The organism is Enterococcus raffinosus, assembly GCF_018917525.1.
In the GTDB taxonomy this organism is placed as follows: Bacteria; Bacillota; Bacilli; order Lactobacillales; family Enterococcaceae; genus Enterococcus_A; species Enterococcus_A raffinosus_A.
Genome location: NZ_JAHLOS010000056.1, coordinates 1 through 20,904, shown reverse-complemented (window position 1 = coordinate 20,904; position 20,904 = coordinate 1). Strand labels below are relative to the sequence as shown.

The window sequence follows — 20,904 nt, the reverse complement described above, 5'->3', positions numbered from 1 at the left end:
GAAAGTCATCAAAAGAATCATGTATGGTCGTTGTAGCTTTGAAACGTTAAGGAAAAAGACCATTCAATTAGAATGGATGAGAAAAAAGCGGATTTTCAACTAACGCTGGAAAGAACCACCTTTATCTTGCCACAAACATAAGTGAACGTATTAGGTCAAGAAAACAGAAAAAACATTAATATTTTAAATGTGTAAAGCGGAGAACGTTTAGTACGTCGTTCTCCGCAATTCAAATTATACTTTTCACTCACTTAACTTTTTATTTGAGCAGCCGTTGCAAGATGTTCCTGCATTAATTCCACCGATTTTTCAATTGAGCCATCTAATTTAAATAGCCCACTTGAACCTACAATCAAAATATCTGCTCCAGCCCCAATCATAGTATGATACGTTTTTTCATTACAGGACCCATCAATTTGAATCTCAAACACCAATTGATGTTCTTCGCGATAAGTTTTCAATTTTCGTACTTTGTCTAAGCTTTCTGAGATGAATGTCTGTCCGGCAAATCCAGGGTCCACCGTCATTACTGTCACAATATCAATCAAATGAAGATAATCGTTAATGATCGTCAACGGAGTTTCAGGATTCAAAACGACCCCCATTTTCTTTCCTTGCCGTTTGATTGTTTCACTTAATCGGAACGCATGTCCGTTCAAATATTCTGCATGAATGCTAATCACTTCTACTCCTAAATCCAGCAATTGATCCACATATTTAATCGGATTTGTTACCATCAAATGCGCATCCAGAGGGAGCTCGGTGTGACCCTTAAGCTGTTCAATGAACCACGGAGACAAAGTCATATTATTGACGTAATGTCCATCCATAATATCGATATGATAGTAATCAACGTTTTGGTTCAAACAATTGATCTGTTCTTCAAATTTGCTGATATCCATACACATCAGCGAAGGAGATATCTTTACCATTTTTTGATCCTCTTTCCTGTTAATTAACCGATTGTCCTCCATCAACAACCACTTCAGAGCCGGTCATAAAGCGTGAAGCATCTGATGCCAGAAAAACGACCACATCTGCTACTTCATCGGCGGTACTAATCCGCTGATACAAAGGAATTCGACTGCCCATTTCTTCCATCGTTCGTTCCGTAGCCTCTGCCGCATGTTCGGCCATCTGAGTTTTGATGTAGGCCGGATGAACAGAGTTTGCTCGAATGCCGCGAGGGGCAAATTCGATGGCCACCGCTTTAGTCAAAGCAGAAACGGCCCCCTTTGAAGCTGCATAAGCAATTCGATTCTTTGATCCTAAAAATGACGCGATCGAACTGGTATTAATGATACTGCTGCCTTCGCCCAGTAATGGAGACATCGACTTGATCCCTAAAAAAATACTCAATGCATTGACGTCCATCGTTTTCTTCCATAGCTCTACACTGGTTTCTTCAATCGTTTCGATTTTGAAGATGCCGGCATTATTGAATAGCACGTCTACTTTACCAAATTTCTCTTTGATTTCAGTAACTGCTTTCTCCCAAGCAGCTTCTTCTGTTGCATCAAAGCAGAATGCATGAATTTCTTCTCCTTGGAACTGATCCAGTAGCGCTTGAACATTCTCTTGATTGTTATCATTGACCAAAACGATGAAATTCTTGTTTAGTAATTTTTTGACTACCGCTGTACCTAAACCACCAGCGGCCCCCGTAATAAAAGCAACTTTCTTTTCCTTACTCATTTCTTTAGCTCCTTTGGGATTGCTCTAACTGTAAAAATCAGAACTGATCGCTATTCTAAATTCGCGTGATGACTTTTCAGATCATCCATAGTCATCTGCTTTTCATTCATCAAACGTAAAGCTAATACATCATGGAAGATCAGCAATCCTTGTTCAAACACCGTTGTCATCGGTTGAATCGAGGTAAAGGTTTGATTGCTTTTCGAAGGACTATCAAATTTGACAATGTGATCAGCCAATTTTGCAATCGAACTATCTGGGTTGGAGGTCAAGTGTACGACTGTTGCACCATACGATTTCGCTTTTTTGGCAATTTCCAAAGGTATCACTGATTCCCCTGAGCCGCTGCCCACAACTAAAAGATCCTTTTCAGTAATCGGCGGTTCATTTAGATCACCAACCATGTGGCAGCTGATTTCCAGATGCGTCAGTCTCTTAACCGCCGCCTCTAATGACAAACGCACTCGGCCAACACCGATAAAAAAGACATCGCGAGCTTCCAATAAGGCTTTTACATATTGATCGATCTCTTCACTGGAAACTTTTTCTAATAAATGATCCAATTCTTCCATTACTGCTTGACTGTTCTCATAATAATTTTTCATTAACCATCAACACCTTATTGTAAAATTCTTTTTTCTCATGAATCATGTCAAATGCTCCAATCAGCTCTTCGATTGGAACTTTATGGGTCACTAACGGTTTCAAATTTAACTGCTTATTAGCGATTGCTTGAGCAGTCACTTGCCATTCATTTTTAGGAAAATGTTCATAGACACTGTTGAACATTCCGACGATCGTGCCTTCTTTTCGCATAAATTGGTCGTACGTTTTCTGCTTAAGGACCATATCCGAATGAGGATTTCCCAACAAGACCACTCGTCCAAAGGTTCGAATGGATTGCGCACATTGGTCAAAAGCCCCGCTAGAACCGGTGGCCTCGATCGCAACATCCGCCAATTTTCCGCCTAAAGTTTCTAAAATAAAGCTTTCAGCCTCTTTTTCCTGACTATTGCAGACATATTCAAAGCCTAATTCTCGGGCGAAAGCAACTTTAGTAGGGTCAATATCAATCAATAAAACCTTCCCCGCACCATTGATTTGAGCCCATTGCGCAACCATGACACCAATCGGACCTGCACCATAAATGACCACGTTATCGCCAATAGTTAATTCGGCTTTATTAATGACGTGCTGAGCCACAGTAGCTGGTTCGACCATCGCCCCTTCCTCATAGCTCACTTGATCCTCTAAAAGAACCAGATTGAACAAGGGAACCGCTAAGTATTCTTCAAATCCGCCATCTGTTCTCGAGCCAAAATAATTGTAATTTTTACATTGGGCATAATAGCCCGATTGACAATACTCACACTCATTACAAGGTAAGAGTGGAAAAACGGCGGCTTTTTTGCCTAAGTAGTCTGAACTGACATCATCAGCGACTTCTACGATTTCTCCCGAAAACTCATGCCCCAATACAGTCGGAAAATGGTATGAGCCTGTTACATAAACCCGTGGAATATCCGAGCCGCAGATACCGCAGGCCATAACATGGATCAATACTTCTCCTTTTTTAGGCACAGGCTTTTCTTTTTCTACTAATTCCAATTGATTAATTGCTTTTAAATCGACTGCTTTCATGCATTATTTCCTCCCATTTATTTCGGAATTCCTAAGATACCTAGATAGGATAATGAAATTCCTAAAACAAAGATAATCAGAATGATTAAATTGATATTTACCTTTTTACGTACTAACCAATAAACCAGCATTGTGATCGCTAAGGGGACTAAACCCGGCATCAGCGCATCAATCACCTGTTCCTGAATCCCAAGCTTGACTCCCTTAATATTCAAAATCATTGGAATCTCAATATTTACTCGGGAAGCCGTCATACAACCAACAACCATCAAACCAACCATACTGAAAATCTCTGTCAAACGAGCAATGGTTCCTTCACGAAGCATTGTTAAAATAAAGGATTTCCCCTTTTGGTAACCCAAACGATACATATTCCAGCCAAAGCCGATCAAGCAAATCTTGTAGGCGATTTCAAAAAAGATCGGTCCGACATAGCTACCATCAATGGCTAATGAACACGCGATACCTGCCAAGATCGGATAAACGATCCCTTGACTGACGGTATCCCCAATCCCTGCGATCGGCCCCATCAAACCTGTACGTAAAGAGTTAATCGTTTCATCTGTAATATCCTCAGCACCATTGGCACGTTGCTCTTCCATTGCTGCAGCAACTCCCGGAATCATCGTTCCGATGAAAGAAGGTTCCGTGTTATAAAAGACAAAATATTTTTTTAATTCTTGTACTTGACGTTCTTTGTCTTCTGGATAAAGCTTCCGAATGACTGGAACCATTGCGTTTGCTTGGCCTAAAGCTTGTAGACGTTCATAGTTATACGCTGTCTCACTTGAATAGGTCAGCGCCCAATTTTTTAATAGCTCTTTTCTCGTTAATTTTACTTCCATTTATGATTGCTCCTTTCCAGCAGGTTTCATATCAAGAAATCCAGTATTATAGAACACAAAGCCCATGATTGCAGCAACGGCTGTGACTGCCATGACATCCAATTTCAAGTAGACTGCCAGAATGAAACCAAAGAAGAAGAATGGCATAATCTTTTTATTTCCCATAAAGCTGATCAACATCGCAATTCCTAATGCAGGCATGATCGCTCCGACCACTTGCATCGCATCAACAAAAGAATCCGGAATCATATTTAGTAAATTCTTCATAGGCTCTGCCCCGAAATAGACGAGGATAAATGCCGGAACCCCTGTCACAAGGAAATTTAAAATCCCTGATGGAACATAATTCATCATACGCATTGCACGAATATTTCCATTGTCTAAGAATTTTTCTGCTCTGTGGACCCAAAGAGCATTGATGGACATTGTTAATTGGAAGGTTAAAATTCCGAACAAACTGAATGGTACCGCAAAGGTTACCGCTAAACTTGGATCTGCTCCTGATAAAATCGTCATCGCCGTGCCAAATACTGCTGCGACTAGCAAGTTCCCCGGCATGGTTCCCCCTGCGGTGATCCACCCTAGATAAGCCAAGTTGATATAAGCTGCCGCTTGCATCCCGATCATCGGCTCTCCCATTGCTAGTGCCACTAAAAACCCTGACCAAATCGGATAAAGCCATGAGCGAGTAATCAAATGACTCGGCCACCAATTACAAACCGTTGAAATAATTGCAACTAAAATTGCAGATAAAAGCATTTTTCTTCCTCCTTTTTCTATTGAAACTATTTATAGCCCCTTACTTTTATAGATATTTTGAAAGATCCGTTTCCTTTTGATCCGGGATAATATGAATCACAACAGGAATGCCACGATCAATCAATTTTTTGAATGTGGCGCGCTCTTCATCGGAGGCTGAAATATTCTTGTACAACACTCGGCGGTTCGCTTTTGCCCCCATTCCACCAACCACTAACTTGTCGATCGCGATTCCTTTTTCTACGATCGTGTCGATAGTGACCGGAGCCTTTACTAAAATAATCAACCGTTTATTTTCTTTTTCTTGCGCATTTAAAAAAGTTACCGCATCCTCTAATCCTTTTACCACGATATCGATTCCAGCAGGCGCCGACATTTTCAAAATCTCACTCATAAAATCATCTTTTGCGACTTCATCATCAATAATCAAAATTTGATTCGCTCGCGTTTTCTTAACCCACGCCGTCATTACTTGTCCATGGATTAGGCGATCATCGATTCTAGTTAATACGATCTCACTCATTTTTATTCATCCTTCCCATAATTTTCAAATAGTTCCTTGATGCCATCTTTTCCAACTGTTTGAATATATTTTGCTAATTCGTTTAACTCCATTGTTTCTCTGCTGCATACCGCTTCAATCACCATTGGTAGATTTACACCGGTAATTGAACGATAGTTTACCTTGTCTTTTAATACTTGATAATTTTGAGCGGTTACGTTGTAGGGACTTGCGCCAAAGATATCGCAAAAAACGATGACCCCTTCCCCTTGATCCATTTTCAGCATTTTGGCAGCGACCTCTTCTTTATAGTCTTCAATACTTGTTTCATGATACAAACCTAATGTATCGATATTTTCCGCTTCTCCAGTAATTAACCTCAATGCTGAAAGATAACCAGCAGCAAGTTCCCCATGAGTTAGTATTAATACACCGATCATCCTTTCACCTCCTCACTTTTTATAGAGCAATAAACGTGCCAACTTTATGAACAGACAAAAAGAAAGCATTAAATCAACGTTTCAACGACAAAACGTATTTAATGCTTTCGAATGAACAACTTATTTTGTTAGTGTGCTGTTAAATGAAAAATAGTGTGCTGCTATTCTTTCATACAGTGTGTCGGTTAGTAAACTAAATCTGTATTTACTTCGATCAATTCCATTAAATAGCTAATTTCACTATCCTCGATAACAATTGCATAACGATTTTCGATAGGTGTTAGTAGATCTTTAAGATATTGATACAACTCACAATTATTTTCAACAATCACAGCCGTATCTTCTCGCAAAAATTGTTCCTTACGAATCGCCCGTTCGATCATATTACTGGTATGGAAAAGAAACTTAATCCAAAAATCTTCGAAATGCTCAATCTGGAAAGCTGCGGCAATCTTTTTCGCTTCGATCTCCAACAGATCATAAATGGTGGCACCATCTAAGAAGATCAGGCTCTCTTCTAAGATACAAATGATTTTACTGCGACGATCATCTGTAAACACCGTGCCTTTTTCTTCCATTGTCTTTACTTGAAAGTCTTCTACACTATTCCCAATGTAGGCACTTTGCTCAACAATATCTTCCGAAAGCTCGGTGATCGACATTTTCGGCAACAATGATTTTCTAGTTGCTTCGATGACCATTGGAGTCGTCACCATTTTAATCGTCTTCGTTGGAATTCCGGTCTTTTTGGTGATGATATCGCCAAACATGTTCAGCGAACCCATGTCACTCAGAATCACGACGCCTTTTCCTTGATCGACTTTTTGGATCAATTCGGTGGCTTTTTCCAGCGTATCGCCAACCGATTGAGACAAAGGCATATTCAATCCGACTGCATGATCAACATTCAGTAATTGATTGGCCGTATTGGCTAAATCAGTAGCTGCACTTGTTCCGTGCATCAAAATCAAAACTCCGATTTTTTTCTCAGTGTACTTTTCATTCATTGCCTTCAAATACAACGAGATAAAGTACTTTTCACTCTCTGGCAACTGAACTTCAAGTTGATTAGAAATTTCGCGGCAGATCTGTTCCGCTACACCAATTTCTTTTTCCATTGCCAACTCATTAGGTCGTTTGTGTTCTAAAAAGGAATTATCTCTAAAAGAATAGCCTTCTGTAATCTTTTCAATCAAGGTATCTAAATGCAACGCTAGACTTTTGATGTTACTCTCTTCTAAGTGATAACGTTCTCTCGAAGCGATTCTTTTTAAAATATTGACCGTGACTTCATAATTCTTACGAGAAACAATTTTAAAGATGGCCTGTTGCTGATTTCCTTGTTTTTCTGCCAATTCCTGTGCTTTTCCATGAATGATTGACTTTAACGGTGACAAAGAGCCCTTGCCATCTAAATACTTATGATAGGTTTCTAACACATCATGAGAAACACTTTCCTCCTCGTCCACTAAAAGAAACGGATCGTAATCTCGCTCTTCTTCAGGTGTGAAGACAAATTCATCGATTTGCAGCAATTTCAATTTTTCTCGCAGCTCACCATTAATTTCGGGAGAGTGCGCGTAATAAAATTGATCAATCAAATACGTCGAAAGATGGGACAGCTTTACTTGAATCAGAGTAGAATTATTGGAAATACTATCGACCAGGGCATTGGCACACAACAATTGAATATCATTTTTCATTTGTCCGATATTTCCAACTGGATCATATTGCAGGAAGAAACGAATGACGTCTTCATTGACCTGCAATTTACGTTCAATTTTCTTCGCTTCTTGCTTAAAGCAAAAATAAATCAACTTAATTTTTTCAGCCAATCCCCGTTCTTTTACACTAGGCATAGAAATTTTTAAAGGAATACGTCTTAAGAATGTAGATAAAATATTACCTTCAATCTCCTCTGTAGTAGCGCCAATGATTAATACACGAACCTTGCGAGGATTAGACGACTCTCCCAAACGATAGTACTCTCCTCGATCCATGATCGAAAACAACATTTCTTGACCTTCTGGTGGTAGACGATGGATTTCATCTAGAAAAAGAATCCCATTGTTGGCTGTTGCGATTAGTCCGTCCTTATCTGACTCTGCACCTGTAAAGGCATGTTTTACATGACCAAACAGATGATCTAATAGTAAATGCTGATTATTTGAATAATCTGCACAATTGAAAACCACATAAGGAGAATCCTCTTGTAGTTTTCCCGCATGCTTCGCATATTGATACATAAAGCGAGCAAACGTTGTTTTCCCAGAACCAGATGGACCTGTTAATAATGAATGTAAGCCAAACGGTGGATACAGTAACGCTGCTTTGGCCTGCCTAACCGCATTTTCCAAAGACCCATCGTACCCGATCAGCTCCGTAAAAGGAAAATCATTCAGACTATCTTTAGAGTCTTCTTCCAATAGCTTTCTTAAGTCATCAAGCGTCCATTCAGTATCCGATTTCAATCCATTTCCGATATGCTGTTCGATTATTTCCTTCGCAAGAAAGCATACTGGACGCCCCGAAAGCTTTAATACTTTTCCTTCTTCCGCTAATCGATTCAGATCACGACTTACATTATAGCGTGCTATTTCAATTTCCTCAGAGATACTAGTTGAATCTAGTTTCGGTGACTGCTCACCGGAAATAAAGTCCTCTGTTTGCTTGCATAAGAAAGTAAAAATACTATCTTTTCTCCCCATTCCCCCTACCTCCTTTTGTTTAGTGACATTGTACACAGATTAAGAAACGCTTTCAATACAGAAAAAAACAATCAACCGTATGAATGGATGATTGTTTTTTTGTAATATCATATAACGGGGTTCGTATTTTAAAGTAAAAAATCTAAAATTATTAAAATGGAATTTTTGTGCAGTTGCAACATCTAACCCTTGTGTGATTATCATAAATCATCGAAAAAGATAGACAATTGCAATCTATACCAAATTTTAATAGGTGGTATTGAGAGTAAATGGTTCAATCTTGCATGAACAATGTCACATGTTAGTTTATCAAGCAATGGTGGTTTCTCACCGATAAAAGAACACATTGAACAACTACCTAAACTAAAAATTGAATAAGGATGTTAGATTAGAAATCAAAAAGAGAGCAAAATTGACAATTGATATTGTTGAATTTACTCTCTTTACTCCTTTAATTGGAGGGTATTTAAAGATTTCCACTTGATATAACCGAACAAATAATCTGCTTCATCGCCCTATTCTCATCAACTGTATAATCCGGCGATACATCGTACCCAGAACTATCGTGTTTTCTCCGATTTATCCAGACTGTTTTCCAGCCGGCATTTTTAGCGCCAACAACATCATTAGCAAAAGAGTCGCCCACATAATAGGTGTTATTCTTATCTAATCCCATGATCGTTTCAGCATGTTGAAATATTTTTAAATTGGGTTTTGAATAGCCTAACTCGCCAGAAACTACTATCCTCTCGGCTGGTATCCACTGGTGTAACTGTAACGTGTTGACTTTTTTTAATTGATGGTCTGTCGGACCATTGGTAATAATTCCCAACTGAATGTCATGCTTGACGCATAGGTCGAGGGCTTCTCGTATTTCAGGTAAGAGCTGGATATTGTTTTGATTTGTTTGATAATCCAGCTGGAAGTCTGTTGCTTGTTGATCCGTAATGGATTGATCAAAGTGTTCTAACGCTCTTCGAATGCGATAGATGTGCATGTCGGTATGAGTCATCGAGCCATTTTCTGACTCCTCAAAAACTTCATCGCTGTACATACGACTCAATTTAAAAAGTTCTTCGATTGGAATACCGGGGGAATAAAAATGCTTCTCAAAGGCTTGCTTAAAAGGAGCTAACTGATCATATAATGTATCATCAATATCAAAAATTATTGCCGTCACTTTAACTTCTCCTTACTTGTCCACTAAAAAACCGGAACGAAACACTCATAAATCGTGCTCGTTCCGGTTCATTCTAGGCTTTCCTATTTATCCAATAATGCTATTATTTTTGCTCGCCTAAGCGTCGGTCTATTTGGCAAGATTCTTAATACGTGTTGTAACACCATTAAGGTTGTAGCACTCCGCATAGTCACGGATCGGACGTTTGATATGATCGACCACATAGCGTTGGCCATCGATATTATGCGCCTTCAAATTCGTGTACAATTTTTCGATTTCGGCTTTTACTTCATCATCATTGAAGGTATAGTGACCAGCAATATCTAAAATTTCAGCCTGAAGCTCAGCATCATTTTGTTCCATGATTTGATCAACGGTTAATTCTTTCTGTTCGCCAACCATCCATTTTCTCCAACGTTCGCTCTTGATCGCGTGTTTTAATAAAACATCCCGTGTGTTTGAAGCGTCCTTGACTAAACCATACTCCACTAATTTTGCTTCGACTGACGCCAGATTCAAGTACGCCCGAGTTTCTTCCGTACCGTATTGTGGCGCCACATTTGTCGCAGTGATTGCTGAAGGAATATGCTCTAGCAGTGTCACATCATCTAAGTAATCGCCATTGTGTTCCTTCAACCCAACTCCGTATTTCTTAGCCATTTGAGCTAAATCATAAGCGTTTTTAAAGTTGAAGGTCCCAACTTGTTCGGTTTTACGTGTTAACGTTCCTGTTTGTCCAACGATGAAGGTCGGCATTGGCAAGCCACGTTTTTCTAACTCTTCCTTCAATTTAAGAATAAATGTTTCGTAGGTTTCCGTTGAAGTTAAGCCGCCATTGGTTTCTTCGGTTCCGACTTCATAACCGATCTCTGGTAAATTTCGCGCTTTACGTTCTTGTTCACAAAATTCAATCAAATCCACTGTCCGTTCCAATACAGTATCTAATGGGATCACTTTCCCAACTTCGAAGGGATCTTTAGTTGGATCGATCATCAATAAATCAAAGCCGGCTTCAATATCGGCAACATACGATTTCTTCCCAAGTTCCATCGCTTTTTCAGTTGGTAAATGATCGTTGCGTTCTTTATCACGCTGCCAAGGTCCGCCATGATCTCGACATAAGTAGCATAGATTGTCATAGTTGATTTCTGCCGCGACTTCTTCCACCGCTTTAGCAAAGGTAAATTGATTCCAACCATTTACATAGCCGCCGCCCAATTCATCTGCATCCACTTGATTACGGCTGGCAATAAACATGACAGGATAATCATCATCTTTTGATAGCTCCAGCGTCGCTTGGACACAGTTTTTTGACATCGGTCCAATTCCTAGTAAAGTAGCACTTTCCCCTGTTGCCTGTAAATCAAGTAACCCTTCTACGACTGTTTTAATCGGTAGCTTTTCCATTCCTTGACATCTCCATTTCGTGTAATTAAATTTGAGTCCATGTTTCTTATCACATTTAAAGTATAAGGCGGAAATCTAGGCGTGAATATTACATTTGTTTGCAACAAGTCAATGCATCAGCGCCGTGACTTGTTGCAGAATCGCTTGGAACTTGTTGCAATTGATTAGAGCTATATATTCTATTTATCTGTTATTTTTATAATGATATTTACATTAAAAAAGCAAGAGGATGTTAAAATCCATCTTGCTTTATCGCTTCATTATAAACGCATTTTTTTACTTCGCTACTTCCGCCTGTTCAGTTGTATCAGGCTTTTTTTCCTGACTTTTTTCATCGACTAAGCTTGGTTTCGTGAAATGCAGAATCCCTGCTGAGATCACTGCGCCAACGATGATGGAAAGTGCATACCACAATTTACCGTTCACGACCGGCAAGATAATAAATCCGCCATGAGGAACTAACGCTTCTACACCAGTCGCCATACCCATCGCACCGCCAACTGCACTTCCGATAATAATTGCTGGCAGGACCCGTTTGATATCTTTTGCCGCAAATGGAATCGCGCCTTCTGTGATACCGATCAGGGACATGAAGAATGCCGAAATTCCCAAGTCTTTGTCTTCAGCGGTATATTTTTTCCGGTCGATAAATGTCGAAATTGCCATTGCTAATGGCGGGATCGCACAAGCGATACGATGCGCGCCATTTGGTCCGTAGACTCCTTCGGCCATCAAAGCTAATGTAAATGCGGTCGCTGTTTTATTGATCGGTCCACCCATATCGACTGCCGTCATGGCACCTAAAATCAAGCCTAAAATAAGAGCACTGCCGCCTTGCATTTTGCCAAGAACTTCAACTAACCAATCCATCGCTACCCCGATTGGCACGGAGATAACATAAATATAGAACATGCCCAATACAAAGGTCGTCACTACCGGAACAATCAGAATCGGCATGATCGTTTTGATCGTCGACGGCACCTTCCAGGTTTTACACCAGCGAACAAAGTAACCAGCGGCCACGCCCATGATCATCGCGCCAAGAAAACCTGTCTTAACTTGCCCAGCACCGATCGGATTATTCGCAACAAAACCTAAGATCATCCCCGGTACTAAACCTGGTTTACCTGCTAATGAGTTCGCGATATAACCTGAAAGCAAAGGAATCATCATCGCAAAACCTGCCGCACCCAAATCATTCAGATTTTGCATAAAGGGACTAGTGATTTCCATCCCAGCATCAGTCGCCTTACCGGTAGCTAAAGCGACGGCTAAGAAGATACCTCCAACAACGACTGATGGCAACATGAAAGAAACCCCAGTATTAAAGGCTTTTTGTAAGTCTTTAACGAACTTTTTCTCTTTTTTCATTTTTTTAAGTCTCCCTTTTTATAATTTTCTGCTTCATCAATGTACTTGGCAGGATATTTGATCATATCACCTGGCTCCACTGACAACGATTTACCAGAATCGATTTTTTCTTCAAAACGTTCACCATCTTCTACATCGATGGCCACCGCCAAGATCAATACGTCCGCTTGATCAATGTCTTCTTGTTCTAGCTCATTTTCAATTCCCATACTGCCTTGTGTTTCTACTTGGACCTCATGTCCGCGTTTTTTGCATTCTTTTTCGATTGCTTCCTGTGCCATATAAGTATGCGCAATCCCTGTCGGACACGCTGTAACTGCGACTATTTTCATTTTGTGTTCCTCCTTAATGTCTTTCTATTCATTCTGTCTACCATTTTTTAGATTTCGATCGAACTCAATTGTTCGTAAATTTTATTCTTATCTGTCTCGTTCAATAATTTGTCTCTAAAATCATCGTCCAGTAATTTCTTACTTAATTGCGAAATAAATTTTAGATGCATCTTGCTTTCGCTGTTTTGAGGCACACCGATCAGAAAGACTAAACGAACCATTTCTTCATTTTCCTTCGTCCATTGGAACGCTTGCTTCACTCTTAAAAATGCAATGAAGGGCTTCAATACCGCTTCTGTTTTTCCATGAGGAATCGCGATATCATAACCGATCGCGGTGGGTACTTCAGCCTCCCGTTTCATCACTGCTTGAAACAAGGTATCTGCATCTTCTACGTACCCGACAAACTCTGCCGTATCAACGATGTGTTGGATTGCTTCTTCTTGATTGTCTAATTCACTATCTAAAAAAATTAAATCAGTTGTAATAACACCTTTGCTGTTTTCCTGCACTTTCTCCATCTTATTCACTCCCGAGTTTTCTAAACAACACATCATTTGTCGTTGCCTCACGTAATTGTTTTAATTGTTCATTGCTATCGATGATGTTATAAATATCGGCTAAAATATTCCGCGTTTGGAAGGTATCCTGCTTCGCAATACAAATCAAAAACACCAGATCAACATAGTACTTATTCCATTTGAATTTCTTTTTATTTTTGACTAGAACGATGATTGTTTGGTTGACACAGGTTGAATTTCCATGGGGTACGGCCGTTCCTGTTGGAAGATCCGTGCCGCCCATTTCTTCACGCTCTTGGACCGTTTGAATAAATTGTTGAGTCACAAACCCATTTTCAATCAGGACTTCGCCGACTTGTTCGATCAGTTCTTCCTTAGAAGAAAAATCAGTATTCACAAAGACAAAATCCCTATCGACAAATTTCATCAGATGATGGGCTCGAACAAGCTTCAACACGTTATTTTCAGCCTTTGGTAAAAGATCAGATTGTTTGATTCGTTCGATATCTTCTTTGGTTAAAAATGGCGAGACCAAAATGACTTCTTTTTTTGGAATATCCACTTTGATCGTAGAAATGATCAAATCATAATCATTCAGCACCATCTGCTCCATTTCCGCTACCGAAGCCACCTCAAAAGTATCCAATGATGGCAAAACATTCTTGATTCGATTGATCAACAGCTCCGAAGTCGCGATCCCCATTTGACAGACGATCAAGATCTTTCGATTCATTCGCGCCCGTTCAACCGCCGCTTGGAAATACATCGTTAAAAACGCGATTTCATCCTCATTAAAGCTGATGCCTAATTCTCGCTCATACTCACTTAAGACCACCCAAATGACATTGAAGGTCAAAGAGAATTCATTCTTGATTTGTGAAGTAAACGGATTTTCTGTCTTATTGTTTGAGCGTAATCGATAGATCATTGGTGGAATGTGGTTTTTCAATTGCTCTTCCAGCTTCTGGTCACTGGCAAAATTGATATTTAACGCTGCGGATACTCTTGAAAGCAGCCGTTCAACGATTGCTTCATCGATCTCTTCTTCCGGTAACGGTTCAAAACGATTTGAAATGAGCTGTAGTGATAAGTAATGGACATCCTCATTGGTATAAGTAAGCTCCAATCGCAAAGCCGCCTTATGCAGCATTCGAACCGCACTTTCTTCAAAGAAAATCGTTGTTTCACTGGCATCCTTTTTTTTCAGCTCTTCAATATGATGCCCCTTGGTAATTCTGAAAACCAAGATAATAAAAATATTCAGGATATTCTGGACATAATAATCGGAGATAGCGTTCACATTTTCACGGATATACGTATACAAAATATTTGAGCAAACATTGATCAGGCTCTCACCATAATAAGCATTCAGTAATTTGATCTTTTCAGAAAAATCCTCGTCATACAGTTCAGAGTTATTTAGTAAATAACGATTAAACTGCAACAACGCTTTTTGGGTATCTTCTTCACTTCCCAATAGTGACGTTCCATGAATATCGCTGCATAATTTGATCTTCGAGCCAACATTCAGAATTTTCATGATGAATTCAAAATCTTTAATAATAGAAGTTTTGCTCACCATAAAATGATCCGATAGATGATTAAAGCTGACTACCTTTTCCTCAAACAGTAGAATATTCATCATTTCTATTCGTCGATTGAAGGTATTGTAAACGTCACTTTCCTCTTTTTTCTCCTTGATCACTCCGACTTCCTTGAATCGTTTTAACGCGATACCAACGCCACGCTTTTTCTCAAGATATTCTCCCGAGCTCTGGAGATAGTCTTCAATGATCCCTAATTCGCTATGCGTCGTTCGCTTTGAAACACCCAGTTTGCTTGCAAAATACTCCACTGTTTGAAAGTCACTTTGTTGCGCCAACAACTCCAACAATTCTTTTTGTCTTTTTGTAAGCATGATGAAAAACACTTCCTTACTATCTAGAATAAAGGCCTTAATCTTTTTGATAGCGTTATCATGATCATGGCTTCATTATAGATGGGCTTTTTAAAATTGACTATTACATTTCCCTGCAACAAGTCGCTACAACATCTCAGCTACTTGTTGCAGAAAACTAGACTTAAATTTTGCAAATGAATCTGCTAATAAGTTCTTCTATATAAGGGTATCAATTCTAAACGACAAGGTATATACGGATTTCAGTACACGAGCAAAAAAGCCTCCCACTATGCCAGGTATTACCTGACGGAAGTGAGAAGCTTTTTTTATGAGTTGTATTTAGACGACGATGATATTCCACACGATACCAAACTTATCCATAACCGAGGCATGAAACGGACTATAAAAGGTTTCAGTTGGCGGAAGAAAGACCTCGCCACCTTCTCTCAACTCATCAAACATCTTGGTCGCATCCTTCACCTCATGAGGATTGATCGTCAAATGCAGATTGTTACCAGAAACCACCGGCTTAGCCACTTCATCCGCAAAGGTAAACGGCGTGCCAAAAAGCTCCAGCTCACCATGCAGGACGTAATTACTGACATCTTCCTCCACACCATCTGGGACGTAATCATTGTATTTCATGATGTTCTTCTTTTCACCAGAAAAGACCTTTTCATAAAATTGCATCGCTTCTTCGCATTGCTTATCGAATAAGATATAAGGTGTCACCATGGCAAATACCTCCTCTATACATCATTTTTATTATTATATCATGTAGGAACTTGCGGATGTTCTTCTAAAAAATAAGCTCTATCCACCAATCCAAACCGTATCGTCTTCAACATAATAAAACGTATCATCCGAATTTTCTTCGATCGAGTAGGCAGAGTCTATGATTTGAGTGATTTCCTTTAAAGTCATCAGCTCAGCCTCTAAGTCCTCGAGCATTTCTTGTTTTGACCAAGGTACAAGGAAAATCCCTTGATTCCAGATCAACTGGTCAGCTGGCTCGACTTTCATTTCTGATGGTAAAGTCGCGACCTCCTTCACTTCCGAAAACAGGTTATCGTAATTATGTAATGAATCACGATAACTGGCGACTACCTGTGATTGCATAAAATCTTTTTTGAAAATCCAGATTTTCAAATAGTAAGGTTCATCAATTTCCTGTAAAGCAGTTTCCCAAGAATGATAAACATCGAGCAATGCCTGAATCAATAGGCGCTTGTACCAATTTGGTAGAGTGTACTCTCTGAGAGAGAAAAACGGGTGAATCCAAAGTTTTGAATAGTTTATGTTTCTTTCTTCTAACCACTCTAAATCAAGGTCCTTGTTGTTCGTTACCCAATACTCAACATCCCTTAAACGACGCTTCCAGCCACGGATCTTTTGCTTTTTAAAATCAAATTTTACTGTCATTATTCCTCCTATTTTCACGCTCTACTGACAACTCAATACTGTTTGTTGCTTTGATCATTCAATTTGCAATAGGTAGCTAATTTACCAGTCAAAACCAAACAGCTTGCATTTCTTCTAAAAATTCTACCGATAACGAGTAGTGTTCACTTCGCGGAATGACCGAATCAATGCCGCAATTAGGACATAATGCGGTCGGATCGGGAGTTCCATCAATCCACTCCTTGATGCCTTCATATTGAAAAAGCAAGCAGCAATAGAAACAACCACATAAACCAGATTTTTCTAGCAGTTTTTTATTATACATTGAGTAATTGTGAGCAGTTTGATAGCGTTCTTCCATCTTTCCTCCTAAATTTTACGATTGATTTAGTTCTATCTTACTATGGATGAACAGGCGTTGTGAATCCTATTATCTAGCTTTCTCTTAAAAACAATTAGTCAATGAATGGCTTTCATCTGTCATGATATACGGCATATACGAAAGGTGGTACTTATGATGGCAATTCAAGAAAGAAAACTTCGAAAAATAGGAAATTCAGTAGTCGTTACTCTCTCAAAAGAATTTTTGGAGAGTATCGGAGCGAGTGAATCAGATATTGTTTACGTTGATGAAGAGAAGCTTAAGGAAGCTTTTGCAAAAAAAGAAGTGAAGGACGAGCATCAAAAAAAATTGGAAATGATGATTGCAAAGTCCGTTCACAAGCACGATGAACTTTATAAAGAACTGGTAGATAGATGACGATTAACTATCTAAAGGCAGAAGATATTTCAAAAATCAACGCATTTCAAATTGTTAATTATTCACCGGATGAGCAGTTGGGAATCAAAGACATAAATGCTTTAGAGAGGACCGTAAATCAACCTGCTCAACACGTTTTCGGTCGTGAATTTTATGTAACTATTGAGGAAAAAGCGGCCATCCTAATGATCAATCTTATTAAAAAACATCCTTTTCATAATGCAACTAAACGTACAGCGATGATAGCAGTGGATATTTTTCTGCACTATTCAATTCAGTTTGATCTACAAGAAGGAATCGATCTCGTCGTATCCATCGCTACTGATGAATCGAGTGATTTTGAAAACTTGAAAGATTCTGTTTCACAGATAATCGGTGTACGAACGACCCTATCTTGAGACTCCGGCATGTATTTCCCAATAAATTTTCACTAAAAAGACCGTTCCTCATCATTGAGAATCGGTCTTTTATTATAAGGAACCAATCAAACAAGTCCCATTTTCTCCAACATATAAGCAATCCCGTTTTCATCTGAGCTATACGTGATCACATCAGCCACTGCTTTTAGACGCTCACTGGCATTTGCCATGGCGATACCGGTTGCGACTGCTTCAAACATTGGAATGTCGTTCTCACCATCGCCAAAAGCTAGGCAAGCTTCTTTGTCCTGTCCGATATGCGCCAGCAATTTTTCGATTGCGGTCTTTTTATTGATATTTTTTATTCCGATCTCACCGCTATCCGGTCCAAAGGCAGGAACAGTGCTTCGCAGCATGTGGAAATCTCCGTTATATTTTGTGTGGATGGTTTCATAGGGGATCGCATGATTGACAAAGGATAGCTTGTTGACATCCTCGTAGTCGATGCGCGCTGGATCTTCAATCAAAAGATCCAAAAACCATTTGATCCCGTTTATTTTCTCTTGCCCTTCCACTGAATTTTCCGCTAATCCATTCAACGTCAGCTTGATTAGACGGTTCCGCAAATTGGCACTTGCAAACAAGCCTTGATTGGACTCAAGATAGTATTCCACCCCGTGCCCTTCTAAGAAGCCGATAAGTTTTCTTAACTCCGCGGAATCAAACACTTGATGAAGAATCACCTCTCCGTCAACCTCGCAGTAGCCCCCGCCAGCTCCGATAATTCCGCTGATGGGCAAACTCATGACCTCTTCTGGTATTTCCGCTTTTGAACGTCCCGTACACAAAAAGAAGCGATGCCCCTTTTGATGCGCCTCCTTAATTGCGTTCTCAGCACTAGCGGGCACGACGCCACTATCATTACACAATGTTCCATCAATATCTAAAAAAACGATCTTCCTCATTCCACGTCTCCATTCTAAAAAACCTACTTAGAAAGCTCTAACTAGGCTCCATTTTTAAGCTTCCATTCGCAACGACCTGTTCAACACTTCACAGTTCATCTGATATTTACTCATTATAATTGGAAAATTTTTTTAATTCCAGCTTTTCTCAAACTTTCTTGGCTTCCTCAATCTATCGACAAAATAGATAATCATCACCTTTCCTTTGATCTTTTCAGTTAGTTTTTATTGGTTAATTATTAAGAAAATATTAAGCAGAATAAAAGGAGAACATTTTAATCAAAATTTTTTTAGCAGGTAAAAGCGATCAATTCAACCTTCTTCTCCAATGCCTAAAACATAAAATGTGTCAAAGCGGGCAAAATTGCATTTGCCCCTGAAAATTGCACGTTTTTCGGAGTATTTTTTTAGCAAAAGCCCTTTCTTATACGATTCCTTCAAGAAAAGGGAGCAAAAAACGTGCAATTTTGACCCCCAAATGTAATTTTGCCGGTTTTGACCAAGTTTGTGTTTGACCATTATCGTTAAGTCACCGGCCGGAACAAAAAATCGAAATAAGGGGGAAGTAAAATGATCCAAAAAATTGGCAACAAATTACAGGTACAGATTGATTCAGGGGAAGACAAGCCAAAAAAAGTCAGTTTTCCTAATGTCATTGATGAACCAACCGAAGAGGCGGTTCTGGAATTAGGAGCGATCCTGACAGAACTTTCACCGGCAGGCAGCGCACTAGACGGTGTCATCTTAACTAGTCAATCACGATATACCAAATAATAAGGAGGAAAATATACATGTTTAAACTTGTCACAGTATTTAGAACCAGCTTAGGTAAACGTCAAACCTGGAGCCTCACCAATCCAGATCCAAATAAATCAGCGGTTGAGGTCAAAGACTTGTTGCAGCGTTTAGCAAAGGTAAAGCTATTTCATAAAGACGGTGCCGATTTATTCGACACGGTTGAAAGTGCGAAATATGTCAAAATTACCGAGATCACTATTTTTTAGAAAAATGATTTGGAGGAGTGGCGAAGCTCTCGCCCTTCTCCTTTAAAAAGAGAAAGCAGGAGGAGAAAAAATGAATGAGCAGCTTTTGTCGCATCAAAAACTATTTTCGTTAAAACCAGAAACATTAGAAAAACGCATCATGGAACAGTATCAAGAAACACAGAATAGCAGCTTGACCATCAAATATATTTTAGCTTTACGCGTGAGATTCAAACTAGGTGCGCAGGAGTTTGCCCACATTCTAAAGGATCTCGTCCGCTATCTGTTTATGAATACTAAGGCCACTCGCACCATGAAGCGATTTTTCTATTACTTTGAGGATTATTTTATGGAATCCGAGTGGAAACAATTAAACTTGAGAGTATTTCCATTACGTAACTTTGGTCAAAAGACCTTGTCAGTCGTCCGTTCACTAATCTCAATTGTCCGACCTGAAGAAACTGAAACAACCGAAACCTGATAAGAATACCCTACGCAGAAAAAATGAGAGAAAGGAAATGAAAAAATGTCCCAAGATTTAGTCGCAACATTTGGAAAAAGCAACGGCGGCACCCATGACTGGACCTACAAAGGCTTAGACCCAAATCTGTCAGCACCAGAAATCAAAGAAGCCTGCGAACTATTAACGACACTAGACATTTTTGAACAAGACGGCGTAAAACTATTTGATTCTGTTGTCACAGCAAAGGTCCGCATTTATGAAGAGGAATTGCTTTTTGATCCGGAACACGATCCTGAGCCTGAAATGAAACAATTTAATAAATCCGGCAGCTTTTTTAACGTAGCAGACAAACAGGAACCAGCCACCTTTCCAACAGTGGTTCTTACCGACAAAGTCTCTATAAAAGAGCAGCCTGAAAATGTATCAATAGAGCACCACTTAGCTTCCGTGCAATCAGCGGAGCAGTCTGCACCACAAGCAACAGAAACAACGAAAAAAGCAGCTGAAGATAGAGGTCTGTTCCAGCGGATTTTCAGACGAAGGAGTCGAAACAAGTCTAGTGGTAATAAGTCAAGAGTAAAGTAACACGTTTTCTACCCTAAAGAACTGAAAGAAGGTGCACTCAAAAAAGCCTAGCCTAATGAAGCGTTTTCACAGGCTGAGTTCAAAGAG

25 protein-coding genes are annotated in these 20,904 nt (G+C 39.5%); 6 read left to right on the top strand and 19 right to left on the bottom strand.

The annotated features are described in order from the left end of the window. Positions 1-251 precede the first annotated feature (251 nt). The 18 genes from alsE to KQI58_RS20945 all read right to left on the bottom strand — a co-directional run bounded on the left by alsE (position 252) and on the right by KQI58_RS20945 (position 17,063). The gene (alsE, locus tag KQI58_RS21030; protein ID WP_216410904.1) at positions 252-932 is read right to left on the bottom strand and encodes a D-allulose 6-phosphate 3-epimerase; all 681 of its coding nucleotides are present in this window, start codon (positions 930-932) and stop codon (positions 252-254) included. Positions 933-951: 19 nt separating this feature from the next. Continuing rightward, on the bottom strand, positions 952-1,695 hold the full coding sequence (locus KQI58_RS21025) for an SDR family NAD(P)-dependent oxidoreductase (RefSeq protein ID WP_216410903.1): 744 nt from the start codon (positions 1,693-1,695) through the stop codon (positions 952-954). A gap of 50 nt (positions 1,696-1,745) precedes the next feature. Continuing rightward, positions 1,746-2,300, bottom strand: a complete 555-nt coding sequence (gene hxlB, locus KQI58_RS21020; RefSeq protein WP_216410902.1) for a 6-phospho-3-hexuloisomerase — start codon at positions 2,298-2,300, stop codon at positions 1,746-1,748. Further along, positions 2,284-3,336 carry a galactitol-1-phosphate 5-dehydrogenase gene (locus tag KQI58_RS21015; RefSeq protein ID WP_216410901.1) on the bottom strand — a complete coding sequence of 351 codons (1,053 nt, stop codon included), beginning with the start codon at positions 3,334-3,336 and terminating at the stop codon, positions 2,284-2,286. Before KQI58_RS21015 ends, hxlB begins: the two co-directional genes overlap by 17 nt. A gap of 17 nt (positions 3,337-3,353) precedes the next feature. After that, positions 3,354-4,181 carry a PTS system mannose/fructose/sorbose family transporter subunit IID gene (locus tag KQI58_RS21010; protein WP_216410900.1) on the bottom strand — a complete coding sequence of 276 codons (828 nt, stop codon included), beginning with the start codon at positions 4,179-4,181 and terminating at the stop codon, positions 3,354-3,356. Further along, a complete protein-coding gene (locus tag KQI58_RS21005; protein ID WP_216410899.1) occupies positions 4,182-4,940 on the bottom strand; it encodes a PTS mannose/fructose/sorbose/N-acetylgalactosamine transporter subunit IIC in 759 nt (252 codons plus the stop codon). It lies immediately after the preceding gene. A gap of 46 nt (positions 4,941-4,986) precedes the next feature. Then, positions 4,987-5,463, bottom strand: a complete 477-nt coding sequence (locus KQI58_RS21000; protein WP_216410898.1) for a PTS system mannose/fructose/N-acetylgalactosamine-transporter subunit IIB — start codon at positions 5,461-5,463, stop codon at positions 4,987-4,989. A 2-nt stretch (positions 5,464-5,465) separates the two neighbouring features. Beyond that, positions 5,466-5,882 (bottom strand): PTS sugar transporter subunit IIA, encoded by a 417-nt coding sequence (locus KQI58_RS20995; protein ID WP_216410897.1) that lies wholly within the window; start codon positions 5,880-5,882, stop codon positions 5,466-5,468. Positions 5,883-6,067: 185 nt separating this feature from the next. Next, positions 6,068-8,590, bottom strand: a complete 2,523-nt coding sequence (locus KQI58_RS20990) for a sigma-54-dependent transcriptional regulator (protein ID WP_216410896.1) — start codon at positions 8,588-8,590, stop codon at positions 6,068-6,070. Positions 8,591-9,056: 466 nt separating this feature from the next. Next, positions 9,057-9,770, bottom strand: coding sequence for an HAD family hydrolase (locus KQI58_RS20985; RefSeq protein ID WP_216410895.1), 714 nt, complete (start codon positions 9,768-9,770; stop codon positions 9,057-9,059). Positions 9,771-9,899: 129 nt separating this feature from the next. Then, positions 9,900-11,177 carry a class II D-tagatose-bisphosphate aldolase non-catalytic subunit gene (locus KQI58_RS20980; protein ID WP_216410894.1) on the bottom strand — a complete coding sequence of 426 codons (1,278 nt, stop codon included), beginning with the start codon at positions 11,175-11,177 and terminating at the stop codon, positions 9,900-9,902. A gap of 276 nt (positions 11,178-11,453) precedes the next feature. After that, complete coding sequence (locus KQI58_RS20975; protein ID WP_216410893.1) at positions 11,454-12,548, bottom strand: PTS fructose transporter subunit IIC; 1,095 nt, start codon at positions 12,546-12,548, stop codon at positions 11,454-11,456. Then, on the bottom strand, positions 12,545-12,880 hold the full coding sequence (locus tag KQI58_RS20970) for a PTS fructose transporter subunit IIB (RefSeq protein ID WP_216410892.1): 336 nt from the start codon (positions 12,878-12,880) through the stop codon (positions 12,545-12,547). Before KQI58_RS20970 ends, KQI58_RS20975 begins: the two co-directional genes overlap by 4 nt. 47 nt (positions 12,881-12,927) lie before the next feature. Continuing rightward, a complete protein-coding gene (locus KQI58_RS20965; RefSeq protein ID WP_437177560.1) occupies positions 12,928-13,401 on the bottom strand; it encodes a PTS sugar transporter subunit IIA in 474 nt (157 codons plus the stop codon). A gap of 1 nt (position 13,402) precedes the next feature. Beyond that, entirely contained in the window at positions 13,403-15,319 is a 1,917-nt protein-coding gene (locus KQI58_RS20960; protein WP_216410890.1) for a BglG family transcription antiterminator, read from the bottom strand. A 321-nt stretch (positions 15,320-15,640) separates the two neighbouring features. Continuing rightward, on the bottom strand, positions 15,641-16,036 hold the full coding sequence (locus KQI58_RS20955) for a VOC family protein (RefSeq protein ID WP_216410889.1): 396 nt from the start codon (positions 16,034-16,036) through the stop codon (positions 15,641-15,643). Positions 16,037-16,114: 78 nt separating this feature from the next. Next, positions 16,115-16,723: a hypothetical protein gene (locus KQI58_RS20950; protein WP_216410888.1), complete on the bottom strand. Its 609-nt coding sequence runs from the start codon at positions 16,721-16,723 to the stop codon at positions 16,115-16,117. Positions 16,724-16,811: 88 nt separating this feature from the next. Then, the gene (locus KQI58_RS20945; RefSeq protein ID WP_216410887.1) at positions 16,812-17,063 is read right to left on the bottom strand and encodes a cytoplasmic protein; all 252 of its coding nucleotides are present in this window, start codon (positions 17,061-17,063) and stop codon (positions 16,812-16,814) included. A gap of 156 nt (positions 17,064-17,219) precedes the next feature. On the opposite strand from KQI58_RS20945, the gene KQI58_RS20940 reads away from it, so the two are divergent. Further along, a complete protein-coding gene (locus KQI58_RS20940) occupies positions 17,220-17,462 on the top strand; it encodes an addiction module antitoxin (RefSeq protein ID WP_216410886.1) in 243 nt (80 codons plus the stop codon). Then, positions 17,459-17,860, top strand: a complete 402-nt coding sequence (locus KQI58_RS20935) for a type II toxin-antitoxin system death-on-curing family toxin (RefSeq protein ID WP_216410885.1) — start codon at positions 17,459-17,461, stop codon at positions 17,858-17,860. Before KQI58_RS20940 ends, KQI58_RS20935 begins: the two co-directional genes overlap by 4 nt. A gap of 86 nt (positions 17,861-17,946) precedes the next feature. Here KQI58_RS20935 and KQI58_RS20930 read toward each other — a convergent pair whose 3' ends face one another. Next, positions 17,947-18,786 carry a Cof-type HAD-IIB family hydrolase gene (locus KQI58_RS20930; RefSeq protein ID WP_216410884.1) on the bottom strand — a complete coding sequence of 280 codons (840 nt, stop codon included), beginning with the start codon at positions 18,784-18,786 and terminating at the stop codon, positions 17,947-17,949. Positions 18,787-19,356: 570 nt separating this feature from the next. On the opposite strand from KQI58_RS20930, the gene KQI58_RS20925 reads away from it, so the two are divergent. From KQI58_RS20925 to KQI58_RS20910, 4 genes are all read left to right on the top strand, one after another. Continuing rightward, complete coding sequence (locus KQI58_RS20925) at positions 19,357-19,560, top strand: hypothetical protein (RefSeq protein WP_216410883.1); 204 nt, start codon at positions 19,357-19,359, stop codon at positions 19,558-19,560. Between the two features lie 17 nt (positions 19,561-19,577). Beyond that, positions 19,578-19,790, top strand: coding sequence for a DUF2922 family protein (locus KQI58_RS20920; protein ID WP_216410882.1), 213 nt, complete (start codon positions 19,578-19,580; stop codon positions 19,788-19,790). 70 nt (positions 19,791-19,860) lie between these two features. Further along, positions 19,861-20,250 (top strand): hypothetical protein, encoded by a 390-nt coding sequence (locus KQI58_RS20915; protein WP_216410881.1) that lies wholly within the window; start codon positions 19,861-19,863, stop codon positions 20,248-20,250. 45 nt (positions 20,251-20,295) lie between these two features. Further along, the gene (locus tag KQI58_RS20910; RefSeq protein WP_216410880.1) at positions 20,296-20,817 is read left to right on the top strand and encodes a hypothetical protein; all 522 of its coding nucleotides are present in this window, start codon (positions 20,296-20,298) and stop codon (positions 20,815-20,817) included. Positions 20,818-20,904 lie beyond the last annotated feature (87 nt).

Coding starts and splice junctions, on each gene's coding strand:
- KQI58_RS20970 (WP_216410892.1), bottom strand. CDS start 12,880: ATGAAAATAGTCGCAGTTACAGCGTGTCCGACAGGGATTGCGCATACT.
- KQI58_RS20935 (WP_216410885.1), top strand. CDS start 17,459: ATGACGATTAACTATCTAAAGGCAGAAGATATTTCAAAAATCAACGCA.
- KQI58_RS20955 (WP_216410889.1), bottom strand. CDS start 16,036: ATGGTGACACCTTATATCTTATTCGATAAGCAATGCGAAGAAGCGATG.
- KQI58_RS21010 (WP_216410900.1), bottom strand. CDS start 4,181: ATGGAAGTAAAATTAACGAGAAAAGAGCTATTAAAAAATTGGGCGCTG.
- KQI58_RS21000 (WP_216410898.1), bottom strand. CDS start 5,463: ATGAGTGAGATCGTATTAACTAGAATCGATGATCGCCTAATCCATGGA.
- KQI58_RS20945 (WP_216410887.1), bottom strand. CDS start 17,063: ATGGAAGAACGCTATCAAACTGCTCACAATTACTCAATGTATAATAAA.
- KQI58_RS20930 (WP_216410884.1), bottom strand. CDS start 18,786: ATGAGGAAGATCGTTTTTTTAGATATTGATGGAACATTGTGTAATGAT.
- alsE (WP_216410904.1), bottom strand. CDS start 932: ATGGTAAAGATATCTCCTTCGCTGATGTGTATGGATATCAGCAAATTT.
- KQI58_RS21015 (WP_216410901.1), bottom strand. CDS start 3,336: ATGAAAGCAGTCGATTTAAAAGCAATTAATCAATTGGAATTAGTAGAA.
- KQI58_RS21025 (WP_216410903.1), bottom strand. CDS start 1,695: ATGAGTAAGGAAAAGAAAGTTGCTTTTATTACGGGGGCCGCTGGTGGT.
- KQI58_RS20920 (WP_216410882.1), top strand. CDS start 19,578: ATGTTTAAACTTGTCACAGTATTTAGAACCAGCTTAGGTAAACGTCAA.
- KQI58_RS20925 (WP_216410883.1), top strand. CDS start 19,357: ATGATCCAAAAAATTGGCAACAAATTACAGGTACAGATTGATTCAGGG.
- KQI58_RS20960 (WP_216410890.1), bottom strand. CDS start 15,319: ATGCTTACAAAAAGACAAAAAGAATTGTTGGAGTTGTTGGCGCAACAA.
- KQI58_RS20990 (WP_216410896.1), bottom strand. CDS start 8,590: ATGGGGAGAAAAGATAGTATTTTTACTTTCTTATGCAAGCAAACAGAG.
- KQI58_RS20940 (WP_216410886.1), top strand. CDS start 17,220: ATGGCAATTCAAGAAAGAAAACTTCGAAAAATAGGAAATTCAGTAGTC.
- KQI58_RS20950 (WP_216410888.1), bottom strand. CDS start 16,723: ATGACAGTAAAATTTGATTTTAAAAAGCAAAAGATCCGTGGCTGGAAG.
- KQI58_RS21005 (WP_216410899.1), bottom strand. CDS start 4,940: ATGCTTTTATCTGCAATTTTAGTTGCAATTATTTCAACGGTTTGTAAT.
- KQI58_RS20995 (WP_216410897.1), bottom strand. CDS start 5,882: ATGATCGGTGTATTAATACTAACTCATGGGGAACTTGCTGCTGGTTAT.
- KQI58_RS20910 (WP_216410880.1), top strand. CDS start 20,296: ATGTCCCAAGATTTAGTCGCAACATTTGGAAAAAGCAACGGCGGCACC.
- KQI58_RS20975 (WP_216410893.1), bottom strand. CDS start 12,548: ATGAAAAAAGAGAAAAAGTTCGTTAAAGACTTACAAAAAGCCTTTAAT.
- KQI58_RS20980 (WP_216410894.1), bottom strand. CDS start 11,177: ATGGAAAAGCTACCGATTAAAACAGTCGTAGAAGGGTTACTTGATTTA.
- hxlB (WP_216410902.1), bottom strand. CDS start 2,300: ATGAAAAATTATTATGAGAACAGTCAAGCAGTAATGGAAGAATTGGAT.
- KQI58_RS20965 (WP_437177560.1), bottom strand. CDS start 13,401: ATGGAGAAAGTGCAGGAAAACAGCAAAGGTGTTATTACAACTGATTTA.
- KQI58_RS20915 (WP_216410881.1), top strand. CDS start 19,861: ATGAATGAGCAGCTTTTGTCGCATCAAAAACTATTTTCGTTAAAACCA.